The sequence below is a fragment of the Paludibaculum fermentans genome (assembly GCF_051172195.1).
Lineage (GTDB): Bacteria > Acidobacteriota > Terriglobia > Bryobacterales > Bryobacteraceae > Paludibaculum > Paludibaculum fermentans_A.
The window spans coordinates 187688-206091 of record NZ_JBPJAQ010000003.1; the positions used below are offsets into that span (position 1 = coordinate 187688).

Annotated in this window: 15 protein-coding genes and 1 pseudogene; 5 read left to right on the forward strand and 11 right to left on the reverse strand. The window is 62.7% G+C overall.

Going from position 1 to position 18404, the window contains the following annotated elements; all coding sequences use genetic code 11:
• The 9 genes and pseudogenes from ACR9Y2_RS34740 to ACR9Y2_RS34780 form a co-directional block, all read right to left on the reverse strand.
• Positions 1 to 996 (reverse strand): DUF4339 domain-containing protein, encoded by a 996-nt coding sequence (locus tag ACR9Y2_RS34740; RefSeq protein ID WP_435046502.1) that lies wholly within the window; start codon positions 994 to 996, stop codon positions 1 to 3.
• 112 nt (positions 997 to 1108) lie between these two features.
• A complete protein-coding gene (locus ACR9Y2_RS34745) occupies positions 1109 to 1867 on the reverse strand; it encodes a hypothetical protein (RefSeq protein ID WP_435046911.1) in 759 nt (252 codons plus the stop codon).
• Between the two features lie 186 nt (positions 1868 to 2053).
• Positions 2054 to 2212: pseudogene (locus ACR9Y2_RS34750) on the reverse strand (zinc-ribbon domain-containing protein); the annotation flags it as partial.
• A gap of 185 nt (positions 2213 to 2397) precedes the next feature.
• Entirely contained in the window at positions 2398 to 5097 is a 2700-nt protein-coding gene (locus tag ACR9Y2_RS34755; RefSeq protein WP_435046503.1) for a PEP/pyruvate-binding domain-containing protein, read from the reverse strand.
• Positions 5098 to 5157: 60 nt separating this feature from the next.
• The gene (locus ACR9Y2_RS34760) at positions 5158 to 5484 is read right to left on the reverse strand and encodes a hypothetical protein (protein ID WP_435046504.1); all 327 of its coding nucleotides are present in this window, start codon (positions 5482 to 5484) and stop codon (positions 5158 to 5160) included.
• A 304-nt stretch (positions 5485 to 5788) separates the two neighbouring features.
• A complete protein-coding gene (locus tag ACR9Y2_RS34765; protein ID WP_435046505.1) occupies positions 5789 to 6298 on the reverse strand; it encodes a DUF4136 domain-containing protein in 510 nt (169 codons plus the stop codon).
• 21 nt (positions 6299 to 6319) lie between these two features.
• Entirely contained in the window at positions 6320 to 7012 is a 693-nt protein-coding gene (locus tag ACR9Y2_RS34770; protein ID WP_435046506.1) for a hypothetical protein, read from the reverse strand.
• A 189-nt stretch (positions 7013 to 7201) separates the two neighbouring features.
• The gene (locus tag ACR9Y2_RS34775) at positions 7202 to 7840 is read right to left on the reverse strand and encodes a DinB family protein (protein ID WP_435046507.1); all 639 of its coding nucleotides are present in this window, start codon (positions 7838 to 7840) and stop codon (positions 7202 to 7204) included.
• Between the two features lie 57 nt (positions 7841 to 7897).
• Complete coding sequence (locus tag ACR9Y2_RS34780) at positions 7898 to 8470, reverse strand: sigma-70 family RNA polymerase sigma factor (protein WP_435046508.1); 573 nt, start codon at positions 8468 to 8470, stop codon at positions 7898 to 7900.
• Positions 8471 to 8571: 101 nt separating this feature from the next.
• Between ACR9Y2_RS34780 and ACR9Y2_RS34785 the strand changes: the two genes are divergently transcribed.
• Positions 8572 to 8949, forward strand: coding sequence for a TraR/DksA family transcriptional regulator (locus ACR9Y2_RS34785; RefSeq protein ID WP_435046509.1), 378 nt, complete (start codon positions 8572 to 8574; stop codon positions 8947 to 8949).
• 133 nt (positions 8950 to 9082) lie between these two features.
• Complete coding sequence (locus tag ACR9Y2_RS34790; RefSeq protein ID WP_435046510.1) at positions 9083 to 9790, forward strand: hypothetical protein; 708 nt, start codon at positions 9083 to 9085, stop codon at positions 9788 to 9790.
• Positions 9791 to 9813: 23 nt separating this feature from the next.
• On the opposite strand, the gene ACR9Y2_RS34795 is transcribed toward ACR9Y2_RS34790, so the two are convergent.
• The gene (locus ACR9Y2_RS34795) at positions 9814 to 11961 is read right to left on the reverse strand and encodes a hypothetical protein (RefSeq protein WP_435046511.1); all 2148 of its coding nucleotides are present in this window, start codon (positions 11959 to 11961) and stop codon (positions 9814 to 9816) included.
• Positions 11962 to 12115: 154 nt separating this feature from the next.
• Between ACR9Y2_RS34795 and ACR9Y2_RS34800 the strand changes: the two genes are divergently transcribed.
• Genes ACR9Y2_RS34800 through ACR9Y2_RS34810 form a run of 3 tightly spaced genes read left to right on the forward strand, consistent with a single transcriptional unit; the run spans position 12116 to position 18260 of the window.
• On the forward strand, positions 12116 to 13456 hold the full coding sequence (locus ACR9Y2_RS34800) for a TolC family protein (protein WP_435046512.1): 1341 nt from the start codon (positions 12116 to 12118) through the stop codon (positions 13454 to 13456).
• Entirely contained in the window at positions 13453 to 14622 is a 1170-nt protein-coding gene (locus ACR9Y2_RS34805; protein WP_435046513.1) for an efflux RND transporter periplasmic adaptor subunit, read from the forward strand. Before ACR9Y2_RS34800 ends, ACR9Y2_RS34805 begins: the two co-directional genes overlap by 4 nt.
• Positions 14619 to 18260, forward strand: a complete 3642-nt coding sequence (locus ACR9Y2_RS34810; protein ID WP_435046514.1) for an efflux RND transporter permease subunit — start codon at positions 14619 to 14621, stop codon at positions 18258 to 18260. The genes ACR9Y2_RS34805 and ACR9Y2_RS34810 overlap by 4 nt, the downstream gene beginning before the upstream one ends.
• A gap of 7 nt (positions 18261 to 18267) precedes the next feature.
• On the opposite strand, the gene ACR9Y2_RS34815 is transcribed toward ACR9Y2_RS34810, so the two are convergent.
• Complete coding sequence (locus tag ACR9Y2_RS34815; protein WP_435046515.1) at positions 18268 to 18396, reverse strand: hypothetical protein; 129 nt, start codon at positions 18394 to 18396, stop codon at positions 18268 to 18270.
• Positions 18397 to 18404 lie beyond the last annotated feature (8 nt).

The following is an 18404-nucleotide window of genomic DNA, read 5'->3' on the forward strand; positions in this document are numbered from 1 at the left end:
TCAACCCAGCCGGCCGGTCTTCTTCCATTCCGCAATGCGCGAGAAGTGGTACTGGAAGTACAGGATGCTGAAGAAGAACGTCATGACTCCGCTCAACTTCAGGCCGATGGGTTCCGTGCTGTTGTAATAACGCACGATCGAACTGCGCATGGAGAAGATGGCCACGAGTACGCAGATGATGATCACCAGATTGAGGATCATGATCACGCCGCTCGCCGTCGCCACTGAGGAGGAGGACAGCGATTGCATCGCGGCAATGTACATCGCTACCTGCGCGACCATGCCGAGTGTTGTGACCACCAGCAGGATCACGGCCTTGCTCGATGGGTCGATCTTCTTCACGAACGATGCCTGGCGGAAAGTCCAAACCAGGCCGGCCAGTCCGGCCGTGACCCAGGTGAGGATCAGCACCACCAGCCAGTGCATATTGGGTGGGGTGGGGCCATTAATGGGCGCCGCCCCGCCGAAGGGGGAAGCGCCGAACTGCGGTGCGGCTGGCGCAGCGAATCCAGCGCCGGCAGGGAATGACGGGCGCTGGGGCGGCGGTGGCTGGTTGAACCCTGAGGAAGGCGTGTTGTAGGCTGCGGGCGGTGGTGGCGCTGCGAAGGCAGGAGGGACCGGAGCAGAAGGCGCGGGCTGGAATGGTTGTGGCGGCGGATTGTATGCAGGGGCGGCCGGGGCCTTCAGCCCTGCCTCGCCCGCGGGTTTCCAATTGGGCAAACCGGGCTGCCAGACCAGGGTATCCGCCGGCAGCGTCTGTAAGGCGACGCGCAGGACGGATTCGGGGACGGGCCCTTGTTGTTTCCCATTCACGGCGTAGAACCACTGTGCTTCCGGCCGCTGCGCCACTGGAGGTGGGGGTGGTGCGGGGGGAGGCGCGGCCGGCATGGGGAAGGGCGGTGGGGGCGGGGTTCTCTGCTGTGGTGCATAGGCTGGCGTGGAGACCGGCTGCGCCACGTAGGCCGGCGCCGGCGGCGGGGCGGGCTGAGTCGCCATTACAGGTGCCGGGGCTCCGCCAATTGGTTTGCCACAGCCAGGACAGAAACGGTCGTCCGTGTCCGCCAGTGTTCCGCAAGTTCCACAGTATCGATTCACAGTTCCTCCTGAGTCAGTTCCCCAATTTCTGCCAGCGAATGGTGACTACCATGTTGCGATCCGCGCGGCTGCGCAGAACCAGGCGCCTCCATCCATTGCCGGGGCCGGGCGCCTCGGCCACTCCGATCTCTTTCGGCTCGACATCGATCATCACCGGCACGCCCGGCAGCGCGCCATGCAGCGTGCCCGTGGAGGCACCCGAGCCGTCAATGGCGACTGCTTCGTTCTTCTTCAACTTGCCCGACCAGGTCAGCAATCCAGCCGCTGGCACCATTGGTTGTGGACGTTGCGTTGGTGGTTCCGGCCGAACCACCGGGGGCCTGGGTGTATCCACAACCGGCGGTGCAGCACTGGGCGGCGGTGCCTGTGCCACGGGGGCTGGGGGGATCTGTTGCTGGGCGGCCGCCTGCTGCTGCACAGGCGCTCTCTCGGGCGGGCTAGCTGGTGTATTCACCTGAGGGGGAACGGCGGCAGGCTGGGCTGCCGGCGGCTGCGCATTGGAGCGGCGAACCTCGGTTTCCCGCCCCCCTGCTTTGGTGGGGGCCGGTTGGACCACGGTTGCCTGCTGCGGGGTAGCTTGCTCGGGCTGGCTTGGCGTGTTGTCTGGAGCAGTCTGGGCCGGCAGCGGAGGAGTCACCGCCGCTTGCCCTGGTGGCGCCGGAGCCTGTCCGGAGGGCGCAACTTCAGTGTTGGGTGCGGTGCCCACCTCGGCCTCGCGCCCGCGCTGGTAGTACCACCAGCCTCCGCCGGCCAGCGCCAGCAGGAGTAACACGCCGCCGAGGATGAGACCCTTTCCGCCGGAGCTGGACTGAGCTGCGACGGCAGGCGCCGGGAACTCAGGAGCGGGTCCAATTGGAGCCCTCGAAGGTGCTGCCGCGAACTGGCTTGCCGCTGGTGGCGGTGTCGTTACAGGTGGAGCCGGGGCGGCCGCAACGGCAACCGGTTTTCCGCATTGGCCGCAAAACGCCTTGCCGGTTCGCAGAGGAGCGCCGCAGGCGCAACTCCCGGGATCCGACGGGGCGGCAGCCGCCTCAGCCTCCACAGTCTTTCCACACTTCCCGCAGAACGCGGCGCCGGGCCGCAGGGGCGCGTTACATACCTTGCAGGTCACGCTCACTCCAGGCAAGCCTATCCGAGGCTCTCAAAAATTCACGATAACTATATCTGAATCTCGAGAAGAATCACAGTGGTGTTCGTTTGCCGGCCCAACTCGGAGGCATGCGGACGGCGGACGAGGATTCCCCGCCCGCCTCCTGAGTCAGATTGAGGTGCTCCGGCCTGGTCGAACCACGTGGTCTCGCCTCACTCGGCCACGATCGAGACTGTGCCGGCTGCCCCGTCCACCGTGACTTTCTGGCCGTTCCTGATCCGCACAGTCGCTTCCGGCACTCCGACCACGGCAGGAATCCCATACTCCCGGGCCACCACCGCTCCGTGCGAATTAGCGCCACCCATCTCCATGACAAGACCGCCGGCTGTCAGGAACAACGGCGTCCATCCGGGGTCAGTCGACGGAGCCACCAGAATTCCCCCGGGTTCGATCCGGGCGCCGACCGGATCGAGTACCACGCGCGCGATTCCCGTGACCGAACCGGCGGAGGCGGGCGTTCCTGCCAGGCTGTTCGCGCTGGCCGTTTCTGTGATTCGCATCTCCGGTTCGGTGCCGTCGGAGAGGAGGATCCGTGGAATGCGCTTGCGGCGCAGTTCCACCTCATGAGTGCGCTGACGTTCCTCGATCAGGGCAAGCACGTCCCTGCCCATCAATGCCTCCCGTGCCTCCGAGAGGTTCAGGAAAAAGACGTCGGAGGGCGTCTGGATGCGCGACTGTCGCGACAGTTCCCTGCCTACGCGCAGCAACTCCCGGCGCGCCGCGGCCAGGACCAGGATCGCGTAGTATTTGGGAATCTCCCGCAACCCGCACAGCTGTCTTGCTCGCCCCAGTGCGAAACGGACAAGGGCCCCCCGCAGCAGGCCGCGCCGGCGGGCTCGCGCAGCCAGTTTCTCGATCATTGCCTCTGCTTCCGCGGCGCCGCGGGCAAATACAGCATCCGGCGACGCCTCCGTTTGATCCAGCCGCAGATAGTTCGACAGAACCCCCAGGATATGTGTCGGGTCATCAGCCCAGCGGGGCACGCCGAGGTCGATCTCCGCCACCGCCCGATGGCCGTAGCGCGTGAGGAACTCCCCCAATTGCTGCTGCGCATGCGGCGGTAAGGTTCGCAGTTGGTACTGCCGGGCCAGCTCCGCGGGTGGTGTGTCTCGCATTACCCGGCAGCAAGCCTCATCCCTCCGAAGGCTGGCTGCCAGTGCCCACAGGGCCAGGTCCATCTCGGTAGTGACATTGTTCGGCAAGCCGCGGAGCACGGCCTGCAACTCACTGGCTTGCGCCTCTCCACCCAACAGGTGGCCGGCCAATCCATGCAGGCCCATCCCGAGTATTGCGGAAGGAAGCGCAAGAGGAACCAGTGGAACCACTCCTTCGAGCAGGACCTGCTCCACGAAGTTCAACCGTTGAAGTGCGCCTGCCGAATCCGGCAGGGTTAGCCTGCCTGTGAGATCCACCTCCTGTTGCCTGATTCGAGCATGCACCAGACCAGGCTGCGCCAGCGCTCGCATCAACTGCAGCGGAACCCCAAAGCGAAGGGCCATCCGAATCACTCTCCGCAGGAACAGGAAGGGCGATCTGTGAGTGATCGACAGGCGCGGGTCCTGAATCTGCTGGCGTACCAGCGCCGCTGAGCGTGATTCCATTACGTCGAGGACCCTCGGCATGAGCTCGCGCCCGACCCGGCCGCGCAGCACTGGGGCGAGATCCATGAAGATGCGTTGGCCGGCTTCCGCGTAGGTCGGTGGACCGTTCAAAGGGTTATCGACCCGGATCCCCAATTGCCTGGCCGCTGCTGACGCCATCAACCTGAATCCGGCCAAACCCATAGGCGTCATCGGTTGATTGACCCCCTGGGCGACGCTGAAGGAAAAGTAGACGCTCAATTTCTCAGGACGCGCACCCGCGGGGAGAGGGAAAAGCGTGGTGATCGGGCGCGCCTGCGTGAGCCATAGTTTGCCTGTGGCGTCAATGGCCCATTCCGTATCCTGTGGCGCGCGGTAGTGAGCCTCGACTCGATCGCCCAGCATCGCGAGCGCCCGAACCTGCGTGTCCGGTATGCATGGCTCGGTCGAGGAGTCGGCCACCTCCACATGCGCGGTGCCGCCGCCGCGCAGCGAACGCACCTGGAACCGTTTGTCGCCGATTCGCCGCTCCAGGATCTGCCGCGTTTCCGTGTCGACCACGAAATGATCGGGATTGACCGCTCCCGAAACAACTGCTTCGCCCAGTCCGGGACTGGCGTCGATCACCGCCTGGCGTCGCTTGCCGGTGACTGGATTGGCCGTGAACAGGACGCCAGAGACGACGGACTCCACCATGCGCTGGATTACGACGGCCAACCGCACCGAGCGGTGGTCGATGCCATTCTTGGTGCGGTAAACCACGGCTCTCTCCGTCCACAGCGAAGCCCAGCAGCGCCGCACCGCATCCAGCACCGCGCTGACGCCGATCACGTGTAAATATGTGTCCTGCTGGCCTGCGAAGCTGGCGTTGGGTAGATCTTCCGCGGTCGCGGAGGAACGCACTGCTACTGGCGCATTGTCGCCCAGCCGCACGTAGGCCTCTTCGATCGCTCGAATAATGCTGAACGGCACAGGCGCTGCCATCAATGCCTCTCGCGCCTGGCGGGCGAGGACGTCCACCTGTTCCACGGGGGCGGCGGCCAATGCTTCAAAATCAATACGCGCAGAGGCGGCTACTACCCTGTAAGCCTCTGTGGTGACGCAGACGCCAGCGGGCACCGGGAGCTGTGCGCGGATGAGTTCCCCCAGGTTGGCGGCCTTGCCGCCCACCAGAGGGAACATGCCGGCTTCTACGTCTGCCAGGTTGAGGACAAACTCCTGCTCATGATCGGGACTGAATGTGGCTGCTCGGGCCAGGTTTGATGAGGTCATTGCATTCTCTGTGTTGATTGATTCTTCGAAGTTGATGCTTGGCGCGAGGCGTCTAAATGGCTACGATCGGCCCGTGCGCGCGCCTATTGCGAACAGAAACACGATGGCCAGCGGAAGAAACGTCCAGGTGACGTCGAAACAGATTCGTTCGCGGCCGCGCATGGTCTCACGCGAGGAGTCGGGCGCTGGAGGACCCAGCGCCAGCACGCAAGCCAGCAGGGTGGCGGAGACCAGAATGGTCGCGGCGCATATTGTGAGGATCGGGACGGCCAGATCCCCCAGTAGCTCGGAGAGAGTTCCATTCCAGGCCTGCAGCCCGGAAAGGCCATCGAGTACGGAGCTAAATCCGCCCAACGACACACTGTAAGTCAGCATGGGAAATTTCATTTGCTTCTCCACGGAGTTGTGATCTTTGCCACCCAAAGCAGAGCGGACGAACTCGCCCAATCACCGCGATTTGAGACTCACTCAGCCTTCTGCGGCGTATATGGCTTGAGGCCCGTCCCGCCGTGGGCTTCAGGAGGATGCTGGCGGCGGCCTGCAGACTCCTTTGCCCGGTTGTGACGGCTTGGAAGGGAACCGGACAGAGTGGCGATTCCCCCCATTGCGGACGTTCTCTGGTCATGGAGCCCGGCCCGCACGGACTGCCCCTGCAATCCATCTCGGTTTGTCTCCGGGCCCACTGGGGGACTTACTTGCCACTGGACGGGGGATAGTTGCTCAGTAACTTGGCCACCGCCTTTTCCAGGTTCCGGAAGTTCTTCTCGGGATCCTTCTTGATGTCCAGGGTCTTCTCCAGGGCACCTTGCCATACGAGTTGGTTCCTGGCGGCATCGACGAATGCGACGGCCAGTTTCCCGTTCTCGATTGTCGATGTAGTCACACGGCCGCTGCCGTTCCAGCGTGGGCCTGTCCCGAAAGCATTGAGCTGCTTCTCCTTCTCGATGCCCACCTGGTAGCTGACCAGTAGATCGCCGCCGGTCTCGACGCTCCTCAGTCCCTTGAGCGCAAGCTGCGAATCCACGGCCCGTTTGATGTTCTGGTCCATTAACGGGTTTTCTGCTCCGCCAGAAGGAGCGTCCACCCAGCGGTAAGTCCTGTATGCACCGAAGCTGGCCGTTCGGTCGTAATCGAAATGGATATCCTGGGCTGCCGCCAGCATGCCGAGACACACGAGTCCTGCGAAGGTAATGCGTTTCATTTTGGTTTCTCCTTGAAAGTTCTACAGTCCCGGGACGGCGCGGCTCGCCATTCGCATGAAATCGAATGACTCAACACGCACGACCACGTCATCGCCGGGGATACGGACCGTCATCTGGACCAGCATGTTCGGACCGTTGGCCAATTGTTGGTAGTCGGCTTCGATCATCACTGGCCGGCCCTCGTGCTGGGTCTTGAACTCGACCCGCACAGGCAGACAGGAGGCGCTGCTGACTACCATGTTCATTTCGTCGGCGGGAAAGATGATAGACCGGGCGCGGATGCGTAGGCTGCCTTGCCCCTCCCAGATCTCGCCTTTTCGAATCGCCTGGCTGAGCTGATGAGGATTTGTGTACTGGCCGGCCAGCTGCATCACGTCTTGGATGTCATCTTTGATCTCGGCCGCCTTACGTGCCTTGATCGGTCCCATCTTCTTCGCCTCCGGTTGCGCCAGCGTGATTCTTACCGGCTGGCCATTGGAGTCGAAACGGACTTCGTCGATTTTGAAGCCCGCTGGAGTGCCTCTTCGGATGACTGTCGACTTCTGTTTCCATTCGTACGTCACCACCTGCCTGCTGTTCGCGCTAAGCGCCATGAGCAGCGCTTGCGCTTTCTGTGATTGGGCCAGTAATACGCCCATCAGCAGAGGAATTGTTATTGCGAATCGCTTGGTAATCATCGCAATTCCAGTTTCTTCAGAAAGCGGCGCCTTCATAAGTGTCATACCGAATGAGCGAAGTGTTATTGGTTAACCCGGCCAGCTCGAAAACATTTGCATCCGGACAGTCGGAGGAGGAAACTCTCTTGAACTGCGAAATCTCCATCTGCACCAGCAATTGATCGCTTGAGGGTCTTAATCTGCGGGGACGGCTCCGGAGCCGGGTGTGACAGCACTGGGCTTCCTTCAGCGAACCGGCCTGGAACCTGATTGCTTCGGTTCAACCCGCGGCGGTAAATCCAGCAACTGATGCCGCACTCGAGCGGCCTGGTGCAGGTGCCTGCGCTCATGAGCCAGCACGAAATCGAATGAGTAGGCCAGTGACAACCGCACCCAGCCGGCGAAGGGGAATCGCACTCTAGCCTGCCTGTTGTCGAATCCGTTCAGGTGGCAGGCTCGCCTGGTGAGTTCCCGGTGCATGTCGCGAAATCCCGCCATGGTCTGGTTGATCGACCGGCGCAGGTAAGGCACGGACGATTGGTGTGTCTTTAGCTTCAGCCGGCCGGAGCTCTCCGCGTAGCGCAACAGTTTTCTTTGCCACCAGGAATATGGCCGTCCTTGCTCCACACGCTGAGCAGCACCGTTGGGTCGACGCAAGGCCGCATCCAACTCCGGAAGCAGCGCATTTCCGGCCAGAATCAGATGCTCGATGCAATGGCCAATCGACCAGCCGCCGGTTCGCGGTGGTGCATGGAATTGCGCTTCCGTCAGGTCAGTCGTTAGTTCAATCAGTTCGGTTTCGATGGCGGCGGCTGCGTCCAGCCATCTCGCCAGGTCGAAGCCTCTCGCTTCGGGGCCCATGCCAGTGAATGCGCGGAAACGCATCCCGGGCTATCATCCGGTCCGGACGATTTGGATTCCCGGTCCCGGCCGATCCCGGGTTCATCCCTCACCAGGAAGTTCACCCTGCATGGCTCGCCGCAACCATGCCTCGGCCAGCCTCATCTCCCGCATCACTGTAATCCCGGCTACGCCCAGCGCGGAAGCAGTCTCTTCGACCGTACAACCCCCGAAGTAACGCATCTCCACGATGCGGGCCTTCCGCTCGTCCAGCGCAGCCAGTTTTCGCAGAGCCTCATCCAGGGCCACCAGTTCAGTGTTCTCTGCCTGGGCCGGCACTAATGCCTCTTCCAGGCTGACGTTAGCCACTCCGCTGCCTCGTTTGCCTGCCTGATGCCGGCGCGCGTGGTCCACCAGAATCTGCCGCATGACTTTTGAAGCTACCGCATAAAAATGAGCTCGACCGTTCCATTCGGGAAGGCTGTCCTTCACCATGCGCAGATAAGCTTCATGGATGACCGCAGTTGGCTGCAGGGTGTGGTCTGGACGCTCGCGGCGCAGATAGTTCCTCGCCCGCTGGTGTAGATCCTGATACACAAGCGGTATCAGCTCATCCAGCGCCCTCTGGTCGCCCCGGCTCCAGTCCGTCAGGAGTTTGGTTACATCCAACGGCACATTGTCGGTATGGTACCAAGTGTTGATAAAAACGACAATGAAATTTGAGTTTGATGATAGCGTCCCATGCGTGCCTGCGCATCTTCATGCAGGAGGGCGCTATGACAAAGAGCCAAGCAAAATCGTTCCGTAACATTCTGGAAGCAAACTTGATCGAACTGGGTGGCAGGGCTTTGCGCCGCGATGCAATCGCGGTTGAAACGGCTGCCGACGATCTGGATCGTACGCTGCGAGCCAGCGAACGCGACCTGGCTGTGCACACTCTTGAGGCGGCATCCGTCGGAATACGCGCCATTCGTGCGGCGCTACAGAGAATGGATGACGGTACCTTTGGCATTTGCCTGGAATGCGATGACGAGATCAGCCTGAAGCGCCTTACCGCGCTGCCTGCCGCATCGTTGTGCATCGAGTGTCAGGAAGCCGCCGATAGCGGACGGGAGGCCAGGCCGCGCCGCATGGCCCTCCCCATGGCCGCTTGATTTCCGGCGTGCGGCGTTACAGGAGGACAAAATGACTGAACTCAGAAACTTCAATCGTGAGATTCCGCCGCAAGTAGTTCGCGTGCACCTATCAAGGATTCTCCAAAGCCCGATCTTTGCTCGTTCGCCGAGAATGCAAAGATTCCTCCAGTTCATCGTCGAGGAGACTCTCGCCGGCCGCTCGAGCCAGATTGGCGAGTATGGCATCGGTGTCGCCGTATTTGATCGCGGCGCCGACTTCGAACCCATGCTGGATCCCATCGTTCGGAACGACGCTCGCCGGCTGCGTTTCAAACTGCTCGAATACTACCGCCTTACGCCCGTTGACCCCGCCGATAGCCTGATCATCGATATCCCCAAAGGCGGCTATGTTCCGGCGTTCCACCGCCATTCACCCCAGGAGGACCCGGTCCCAGCGCCCTCCGAAGCGGTGCGGCGTTTGGCCGTCCTTCCGTTCGACGTCATTTCGTCCGCCCCCGAGACCGCACTGGCGGGCCGCGCGCTCTCCCTGTCACTGACGGCTGGCCTGACAAATCTGAAAGGTCTGGAGGCCGTGGCGACTGGCTGCCTGCGGGAGTGTTCCCTCCGCGAAGCCGCCTCGGAACTGAGGCTCAGCCACGTAATCCACGGCAGCATTATCGAATCCGGCAACCGCTGCCGCATCATCGTCAATCTCATCTACATCCCCAACGGAACCCAACTCTGGGCGCGGGAGTACCATTCGGAATCGGGCTCCACCATCGCCTTCCAGTCCGAACTCAGCCGCGAGATCACGGCTGATGTCACCGCGCATCTCGGCCTGGCGCAGCCCGAACCGTTGAAACTGGTCCGGGCCGCCTAGCGCCCATCCACTCGCTGCCGGCCTTACCTCCGGCTGGCTTGCACGCGTGGTCTCTGCTCCACTCCCTGCCCACCGCTCGCGGCGCTTCCTCTCGACCTCCACGCTTCCGTCGCCTGGGTATTCCGGTTGCCCAGGTCACGCGCCGCCGCCTGACTCCTCTCCGCCTGGGCTGCGCCCTTGTCCACCTCGTTCCAGGAGCCGTTCTGGTTCTGATACCACTGCCCGTTGTCGCGTTTGTAAACGTTTCCATTGGCTCCGGCGTATACATCTCCGCTGCCGCTCTTCCCTACATACCCGCTCCTTCCGTTGGCCCCTTCAACTGCCACGCCGCGGCCTCCGTTGGAGGTCTCGCCGGCAGCAACCGTGCCTCGGCTCGTGCTCTGGAATCCGCCTCGCGCCCAATTGTCGCCGTTGCCTACCACTCCCTGGCCCCAGCTCCCATAAGGGCTGGCAGCCTGATGCCCGGCGGAGTAGGTGCCCGTCGACGGATTGTAACGCCCGCCTGCCGCGGCGCCGCCATTCGGTCCCCAGACGGCCGCTCCGCGAGTGTAAGCGCCTGTGTGTGGATTGTATGAGGCCGCCGCTCCATACCCGCCGTAAGGCCCGTAAACCGCAGCGCCTCGCGCATAAGCGCCGCTCGCCGGGTTGTACCAGACGCTGGCGCCATATGTGTAACAGGACGCACCCCAGTACACCGGAACCGCGGCGGCGCCGGCGGCCACATAGGGCGCATAGTAGTAACCCGTACCCCACACCACAACCCCGCCTGCAATATAGGCGCCGGTATAGCCAGGCGTGTATCCCACAACCACGGTGGCCGGCGTGGTGGCGTAGATCCGCACAAAGGTGACGTGGTACTTGGGTGAACTGGCCGGGATGGAGTAGATCTCTTCCGGCACCCGGTCCGCCGCCACCCACGGACCCGTGGCGCTTGCGGCGGCGAACCACACCCCCTGGGCACACAAATAGTAGAGGCCGCCCACTTGCAGCACGTCGCCCGGAGTGTTTCGGGCGAAGGAAACACGGGTTCCACTAATCGGCTCAAACAGCGGTGTACCCACATATTCCACCTCCGCCCTGACCTCGGCCCGAGTTACTTCAGCCGTCCGTGGAATGCCGGCCAGCAGCACGGCATCGTCGGCCTCCCGTGTACCAGGCACAGCCGCGAGAACGTGAGCCCGCGGATGCTCCGGCGGGATCCTCCGGAAGTCGTCGGGCAGGCTGGCTGTTGCAGACTGCCATGGACCCTGCAGGGTCGTTGAGCGGAACCATCGGCCCGAAGTCAGGAAATAGTACGAGCGCGTCCCCGAGTGGAAGAACAGATCGCTCTCGGAATTGCTCACGAGTGCGATCTGCGTACCGCCGATTGGGCTCATTTGTGGCGCGCCCCGCACCACGATCAGTTCTGACGGCCTGTCCACGACGATTGCCCGCGGTATCGGACCTTCCAGTTGCTCCTCAACGGGTTGGCGGGCGAGCTCGCCTGGAACGCTCGGTGCCAATGTAAACGGGCCCTGCAGGCTGGCCGCCGACAGCCACCGTTTCGCGGCGTATAGGTAGTAAGTATTGGTGCTCCCGTCGAGATACAAATCCCAATTGGTGTTGATCACACGCTGCAGCCGTGTGTTTTCGACGTTCACCATCACGGCTTCGCCGTCCAGCATCAACAGTACGGCCGGCCGCGTGCTCACGTAGATCGGCGGCGGCTCCATCAATACCTCTGCCTCATTTCGGGGAACATCCCTGGCCCGCACGAACGCAAGCATTCGGTCCAGCGACACTATGATGGCCTCGCCCGGCACCAACCGCCCGGCAAGTCCGGCCCACCGCATTAACTCATCGGGCCCGGCCGAGGGGAAGCGCATGTCGAAGGCTCGAATGTTGCGCAGGAGAACCAACTTCTCATCCGCCTCCACCAGGGTGTCGGCCGTAAACCGGAAAGTCCCATACACTGTCCCGGCGTTCCTTTCGGGCTTCAGCGTAAACGCGCAGCGGCCTGTCAGCAATTTGTAGCCGCTCCATTCATCCACTTGGGGTTGATAGACCACTAGTTCCGCGCTTCCATTCGAAAAGGTGCGCGGCCAGCCCGGGTCTGTGACCCGGCTTTGTCCGTAGAGATCGCTGCCGCAGCACATCACGGTGCAGGCGAGAATCCACATACTTCGTTTCATGAGGCCAGTATGGGATTCCGGTTCGCCCGGCCCAAGAATCATACGGTATCCAGCCGCCGCGCCACGTAGCATACGGTAAGCCACTGCTTAAAAAGCCCGCCCTCGGACATTCTGGTTCTGGCGATAGAAACTCGCCGGAAAGAGAGGGGCTTCCGTGGCAAATCGACTCAGCTTCGCCGTCCCATTCACCCTCGCAGTGCTGTGCTCCGGGGCCAGCGCCAGCGCTGCCGAAACGCTCACCCTCGACCAGGCGATTGCGCTGGCGCTCAACAACAATGGCACGCTGCAGTCCTCCGCCTTGGACGTGCTCAAGGCCCAGGACAAACTGGCTTACTCACGCACCCGCCTGTTCCCCAACTTCAGTCTTTATATGTTGGCGGCGCAACAGTTGCGCTCTTTCGACTTCACCTTGGAGAAGGGCGTGCTGGGCGACTACGCCGGCACGGGTCCGCTCCCCTCCCAGGATGTCCACCTGAAAACTCCGCTCGAGCCCACTGGAATCATCATGGGCCGCGTATCCCAGCCCCTCACGACGCTGATCCGCATCCAGAGGAACCTGGACACCCTCAGGACAGGGGTCAAACTTGCGGAGGAACAGACGCGGGTCGATCGCCAGAAGACGGTCCGGGACGTTAAGAAGCTCTACTACACCCTCCAGCAATTCGACGCTTCGCTGCGCAGCATTCGCGAGACCTCCGGCCTCTATGAAGAGGTTGAGAAGCTCACCTCAAAATATGTCTTCCAGCAGGTCGCGCTCAAAGGAGACCTGCTCGACGCCCGGATGCGACTTGCGAAAACCCAGCAGTCAGAGATGTATCTTCTCAATCAGCAGGCCACCGCCAGGGAGCAGCTCAATCAGTTGCTGGGCCGCGACGTTACCGCCGAATTTGAAGTCCAGTCTGTTCTGGAGGCGTCCAGTGAGGAAATCACCCTCCAGGAAGCCCACACCCGGGCTCTCGAGAACCGCCCCGAAATCCGCCAGGCCGAGCTGCGCGGTTTGCAGGCCGAGCAGGACCTGAGGGCCAAAAAAGCGGAGTACATCCCTGATGTCGCCGCCGAATTCAACAACCTCTCCTTTCTCAACTGGGGCCGGTTCATGCCGACACAGACTCTCAGCGTCGGCGTCAGCCTGACCTGGGAGCCTTTCGACTGGAACCGGAAAAAACACGAGATGGCCGAAAAACGCCATATCCGGGACCAGGCGCAGGTCTCGAAAAGGGATGCGCGCAACTCTGTCCTGGCCGACGTGAATGACAAATACCGGCAGCTGCGCTACTACCGGGGGGAATTGCTCGTGGCGCGGATGGCCCAGCAGACGGCCATTGAGAATCTGCGCGTGGCCAACAACAAATACCGCCTTCAGTCGGTGTTGCTGAAAGACGTGCTCCAGGCGCAAGTGAGCCTGGAACAGACCAACTCCGACTCCCAACAGGCGCTGACCTCATTCTGGAACGCCCGTGCTGATTTCGAGCGGGCCATAGGAGAAGACCGATGAATCGCATCGCACTGATTGTTCCGCTCTGCGCTCTGGCCGCGTGCCAGAGACACCAGGCACCCGCCGGGAAGACCATCACGCCAGTTCGCGTAGCGGCTGTCGACACCTACCAACCCAAGTCGGCCGCGCGCTACTCCGCCACCATCCTGCCGGCCCGCCAGGTGAGCCTCGCCTTCCGCGTCTCCGGCCTGGTTCGCAACATCTATCGCCTGGGAAGCCGCGGCTTGGAACCCGGCGATATCGTGCCGGCCGGAGCCGTGCTGGCCCGGCTGAGGGAAGAAGACTTCAACCACTCCGCCACCCAGGCCTCCAGCCAATTGGCTGCCTCGCGCGAATCGCTCAAGGGCGCAGCCGCCCAACTCCAGCAAATGCAGGCTTCCCAGGCTAAGGCGGACGCCGACTTCGCTCGCGCCCAGGCGCTCTTCGAGTCCCAGAGTCTTACCCGGCCGGAGTTCGATGCCGCCAAGGCTCAGCGTGACGTCGCCGCCGCCCAGGTCGCTGCCGCACAAGCCAATGTCGATACCGCCGCCCATAACGTGCGCAATGCCGAAGGCGGACTCGGCACCGCTCGCCTGGCGCAGGTCGACACGGCCCTGGTAGCGCCCTTCGTAGCCTCCGTCGTCCAACGCAACATCGAGGTGGGGATGCTCGCCGGACCGTCCCAAATCGCATACTCTCTGGCCGACATCGGGACCGTCAAGGCCGTCTTCGGTGTACCCGATACCGTCGTCGTCCAACTCAGGCCGGGTCGCCCCATCGATCTGACTGTCGAGGCTTTGCCCGGCCGCGGCTTCAAAGGCGCCATCACCTCCATCGCCGCTGTCGCCGATTCTGAAACCCGGCTGTTCCAGGTGGAAGTCGACATTGCGAATCACGATCGTCAACTCAAGCCGGGGATGATTGCCGCACTCGAACTGCAGGAGCGTGTGGATACCCCGCCCGTGCCTGTCGTCCCCTTGAGCGCCGTCGTCCGGGACCAAACCAGTCCGGCCAACTTCGCCGTCATGGTGGTCGATGGCAAAATGGCTCGCTCGCGCCGCGTCGCCCTGGGCCCCACGTTTGGCGAACTGCTGGCCGTCACGCATGGCTTGAAGCCAGGAGAACTTGTGATCAGCGCGGGCGGAACGCTCGTGAAGGACGGTGATGCCGTGGAGGTGGTTCGATGACACACGGACACATCTCCGCCAATGACGCTTCCGGCCTGAATCCCTCGCGATTCTCGGTGGAACATCCGCACATCACCTGGGTTCTCCTCATCGGGACCCTGCTCTGGGGCATCTACGGCTACCGCAACATGCCTCAGCGCAAAGACCCCGATATCCCGGTCAAAATGGCTCTTGTCGAAACACACTGGCCCGGCGCCAGCGCTGAGCGCGTCGAGGAACTCGTCACCAAAAACATCGAGAAAGTGCTGGCTTCCAACAGCAAGATCTCGAAGATCGAGTCCACCTCGCGCTCGAACATCTCCATCATTACCTTCTCTGTCTCAGACGAAATCAAGGATGCGAGCCAGGTGCTCGACGACATCGCCGGCCGGTTGGCCGCCATCCGCGACCTGCCCGAGGGCGCCGGGCCCATTCGCTATCAACGCGACTTTGGCGACACCGCGACTCTCATGCTGACGGTCGCCAGTCCTCGCATGAGCAGCACCGACATAGATGTACGCAGCGCCCAGGTCCACGACGCCATCACCGCCATCCGGCCCACCGGAAAACAGCGCGCCACCATGGTGTTCTGCTTCCCTCCTCGCGACGACTTCCGCCTGCCCCGCCTGGGCGCCGTCAAGCTGGTCAATTGGCTGGCCGCGGCCGACCCCACTCTGGATCCCAGGCTGCTCGATGGCGCCAGTTGCGTAGGTGCCGATGTCGAGGCCTCCAGGACAGACGCACAGCTCATGCAGTTGCTGTCATCGTTTCTCCACGAGTTCTTTCCACAGTCCCGGCGCGAACCAGGGCTCTGGCAGCCATTCCTTGTCCGCGATCTCGCCGAACTTCGGCATAATCTCGCTGCCGTAGTAGGTGACAAGTACAGCTATCGGGAGTTGGACGACTACACCGACGCCATGGAAAAGGCGCTCATGGCCACCGGCCGCAACGACGTCAATGCCCCGCTGGTGGCCAAGGTGACTCGCTCCGGCGTGCTCGCCGAACAGGTACAGGTCGTCTACTCGCAGGAGCGCCTGGCATCCTACAGTCTGAAGCCCGCATCTCTCTCCAACGTCCTGCAGGCCCGCAATCTGACCTCCGGGGGCGGCGAACTGGACACAGGTAATAAGTCCATTTCCCTCCACCCCTCCGGCGAGTTCAAGAGCGAACGGGAAATCAAAGACGTAATTGTTGGAGCCACTTCAACCGGCGCTCCGCTCTACCTTCGCGACGTGGCGGATGTCGTGCGCACCTATGAGAATCCGCCGCGCTTCCTCAACTACTACTCCTGGCGTGATCCCCAGGGGCAGTGGCAGCGCACCCGCGCGGTCACCCTCTCCATCCAGATGGGTGCCGGTCAACAGATCAAGGACTTCGGCGAACAGGTGGATGCGACCCTGGCCAGCCTCAAACAACGGCTGCCGCAGGACCTGATCGTCGCGCGAACCAGCGATCAGCCCCTCCAGGTGGAAGAGAAGATCGACCTCTTCATGGCCAGCTTGTACGAAGCCATTGCCCTCGTCGTCCTCGTCTCCCTCATCGGCTTCTGGGAGTGGCGCTCGGCCCTGCTCATGGCCCTCTCGATTCCGCTCACCCTCCTGCTCACGTTTGGCATGATGAAACTGCTCGGCCTCGATCTGCAGCAGATCTCCATCGCCAGCCTGATCATTGCGCTGGGTCTCCTGGTGGACGATCCGGTCGTCGCCGGTGATGCGATCAAACGCGAACTGGCGGCGGGATCGCCGCGAGGCATCGCAGCCTGGCTCGGGCCCACTAAACTGGCCACGGCCATCCTCTACGCCACCATCACCAACATCGTGGCCTACGTTCCGTTCCTCATCCTGCCCGGCACCAACGGTCAGTTCGTCTACTCGCTGCCCGTCGTGATGACCTGTTCTCTCGTCGCTTCGCGCCTCGTCTCCTGGACCTTCATCCCGTTGCTCGGCGGCTACCTGCTGCGCGCCACCGGAGAGTCCACCCTGGACCAGCGCAAATCACACGGCTTCGGAGCCGCTTACTATCGGGTCGGGCATTGGGCGATCAGTCACCGCTGGCTCGTGCTTGCCGGCGCCGGCGGAATCCTCCTCTTTGGTGGAGCGATCGGCCGCTCGCTCAAACCGCAGTTCTTCCCCAAAGACCTCTCGCAACTCGCCTTCATCGACGTCATGCTGCCGGAGGACGCCTCGTTCACCGCGACCAGCGAAACTTTGGCCCAGGTCGAGAAGATCACGGAAGAAGTCTCAGCCGCCCGCAGGATGCCCATCGAAGCAATGTCCAGCTTCGTCGGAGCCGGCGCGCCTCGCTTCTGGTACTCGCTCTCCCCTGAGGCCCCCCACACCAACTACGCCCAGATCGTGCTGGTGTTCAAGGACAAGCACGATACCCACCACCTGCTGCCTTATATTCAGGAGCGCGTCAGCCGCGAAATCGCCGGGGCCCGCATCGACGCCCGCGAGCTGGAAACCGGTGACTCTGTCGGCCTGCCCGTGGCCATTCGCGTCTCAGGCTTGGAGAACACCACCCTCCGTTCCATCGCCCAGCGTGTGGCCGGCGCCATCCACAACACTCCTTCCGCCACTCGCGTTCGGGACAACTGGGGGGAAGACCGGTTTAACGTCGAATTGAAGATCGATCCGGACCGCGCCAACCTCGCCGGCCTCACCAACCGCGACATCGCCGGCGCCTCCGCCACGGCCGTAAGCGGCACCTCGCTCACTTATCTCCGCGATGGAGACAAACAGATCCCTGTCGTCGCCCGCATGCGCGCCGATGAATTCGCCGGGCTCGGAGATCTCAACAGTCTCTATGCATACTCCAACTCCGGCCGGCAGCGTGTGCCCATTCGCCAGGTCGCCAAGCTGGACTACAGCTTCAATAGCGAGGTCATTCGTCACATCAACCAGGTCCGCGCCATCACCGTCTCCGCCTGGCCGGTGGAAGGTATGCTGGCCTCCGACGTCATGAAGCAACTCCGCCCCGAGCTCGATTCCATCAGCCGCTCGCTGCCGCCCGGTTACAAAATCGAAATCGGCGGCGAGGAGGAGAAACAGGTGGATGGCTTCAAAAACCTGTCCGTCGTGCTGGTGATCTCGGTCGTCGCCATCTTCCTCGCGCTCACTTTCCAGTTCAAGAACGCGATCAAGCCGTTTATCGTCTTCGCCGCCGTCCCTTTCGGCGCGGTAGGCGCCATGACCGCGCTTTGGATCCTGGACACCCCCTTCGGCTTCATGGCCTTCCTCGGCGTAATCAGCCTGGTGGGTGTCATCGTCAGCCACATCATCGTGCTGTTCGACTTCATTGAGGAGAAGCACGAGGAAGGCGAGCCCTTCGAACAGGCGGTGCTCGACGCGGGCATCGTCCGTCTCAGGCCGGTCCTCATCACCGTGGGCGCCACGGTCTTCGGACTCGTCCCCCTGGCAATGCACGGCGGCCCGCTCTGGGAACCGCTCTGCTACGCCCAGATCGGCGGTCTCACCGCCGCCACGTTCATCACCCTCCTCCTGGTCCCCGTGTTCTATTCCATCTGCGTCCTCGACCTCAAGATCGTGAAATGGGAGCGCGTGGCCGCCGACTCCGGCCCGGCACAACCCGAACCCGCGGAGCCGGCCGCCGCTGGGCAGCCCGCCCGTCAAGTCCTCGAGACCCGCTCGGTTGTCTGAGCGGGTCTCAGCGGAACGTGAGCAGGCAGGGGTGGGTCCAATGGTCGCCGTCGACGGGAATGGAACCGGCGGCGACCATGCGGTTCCACCCTTCGACACTCCTGGAGCGCGAGACGCCCTTGGGCGATTGCTTCACCTGTCCGT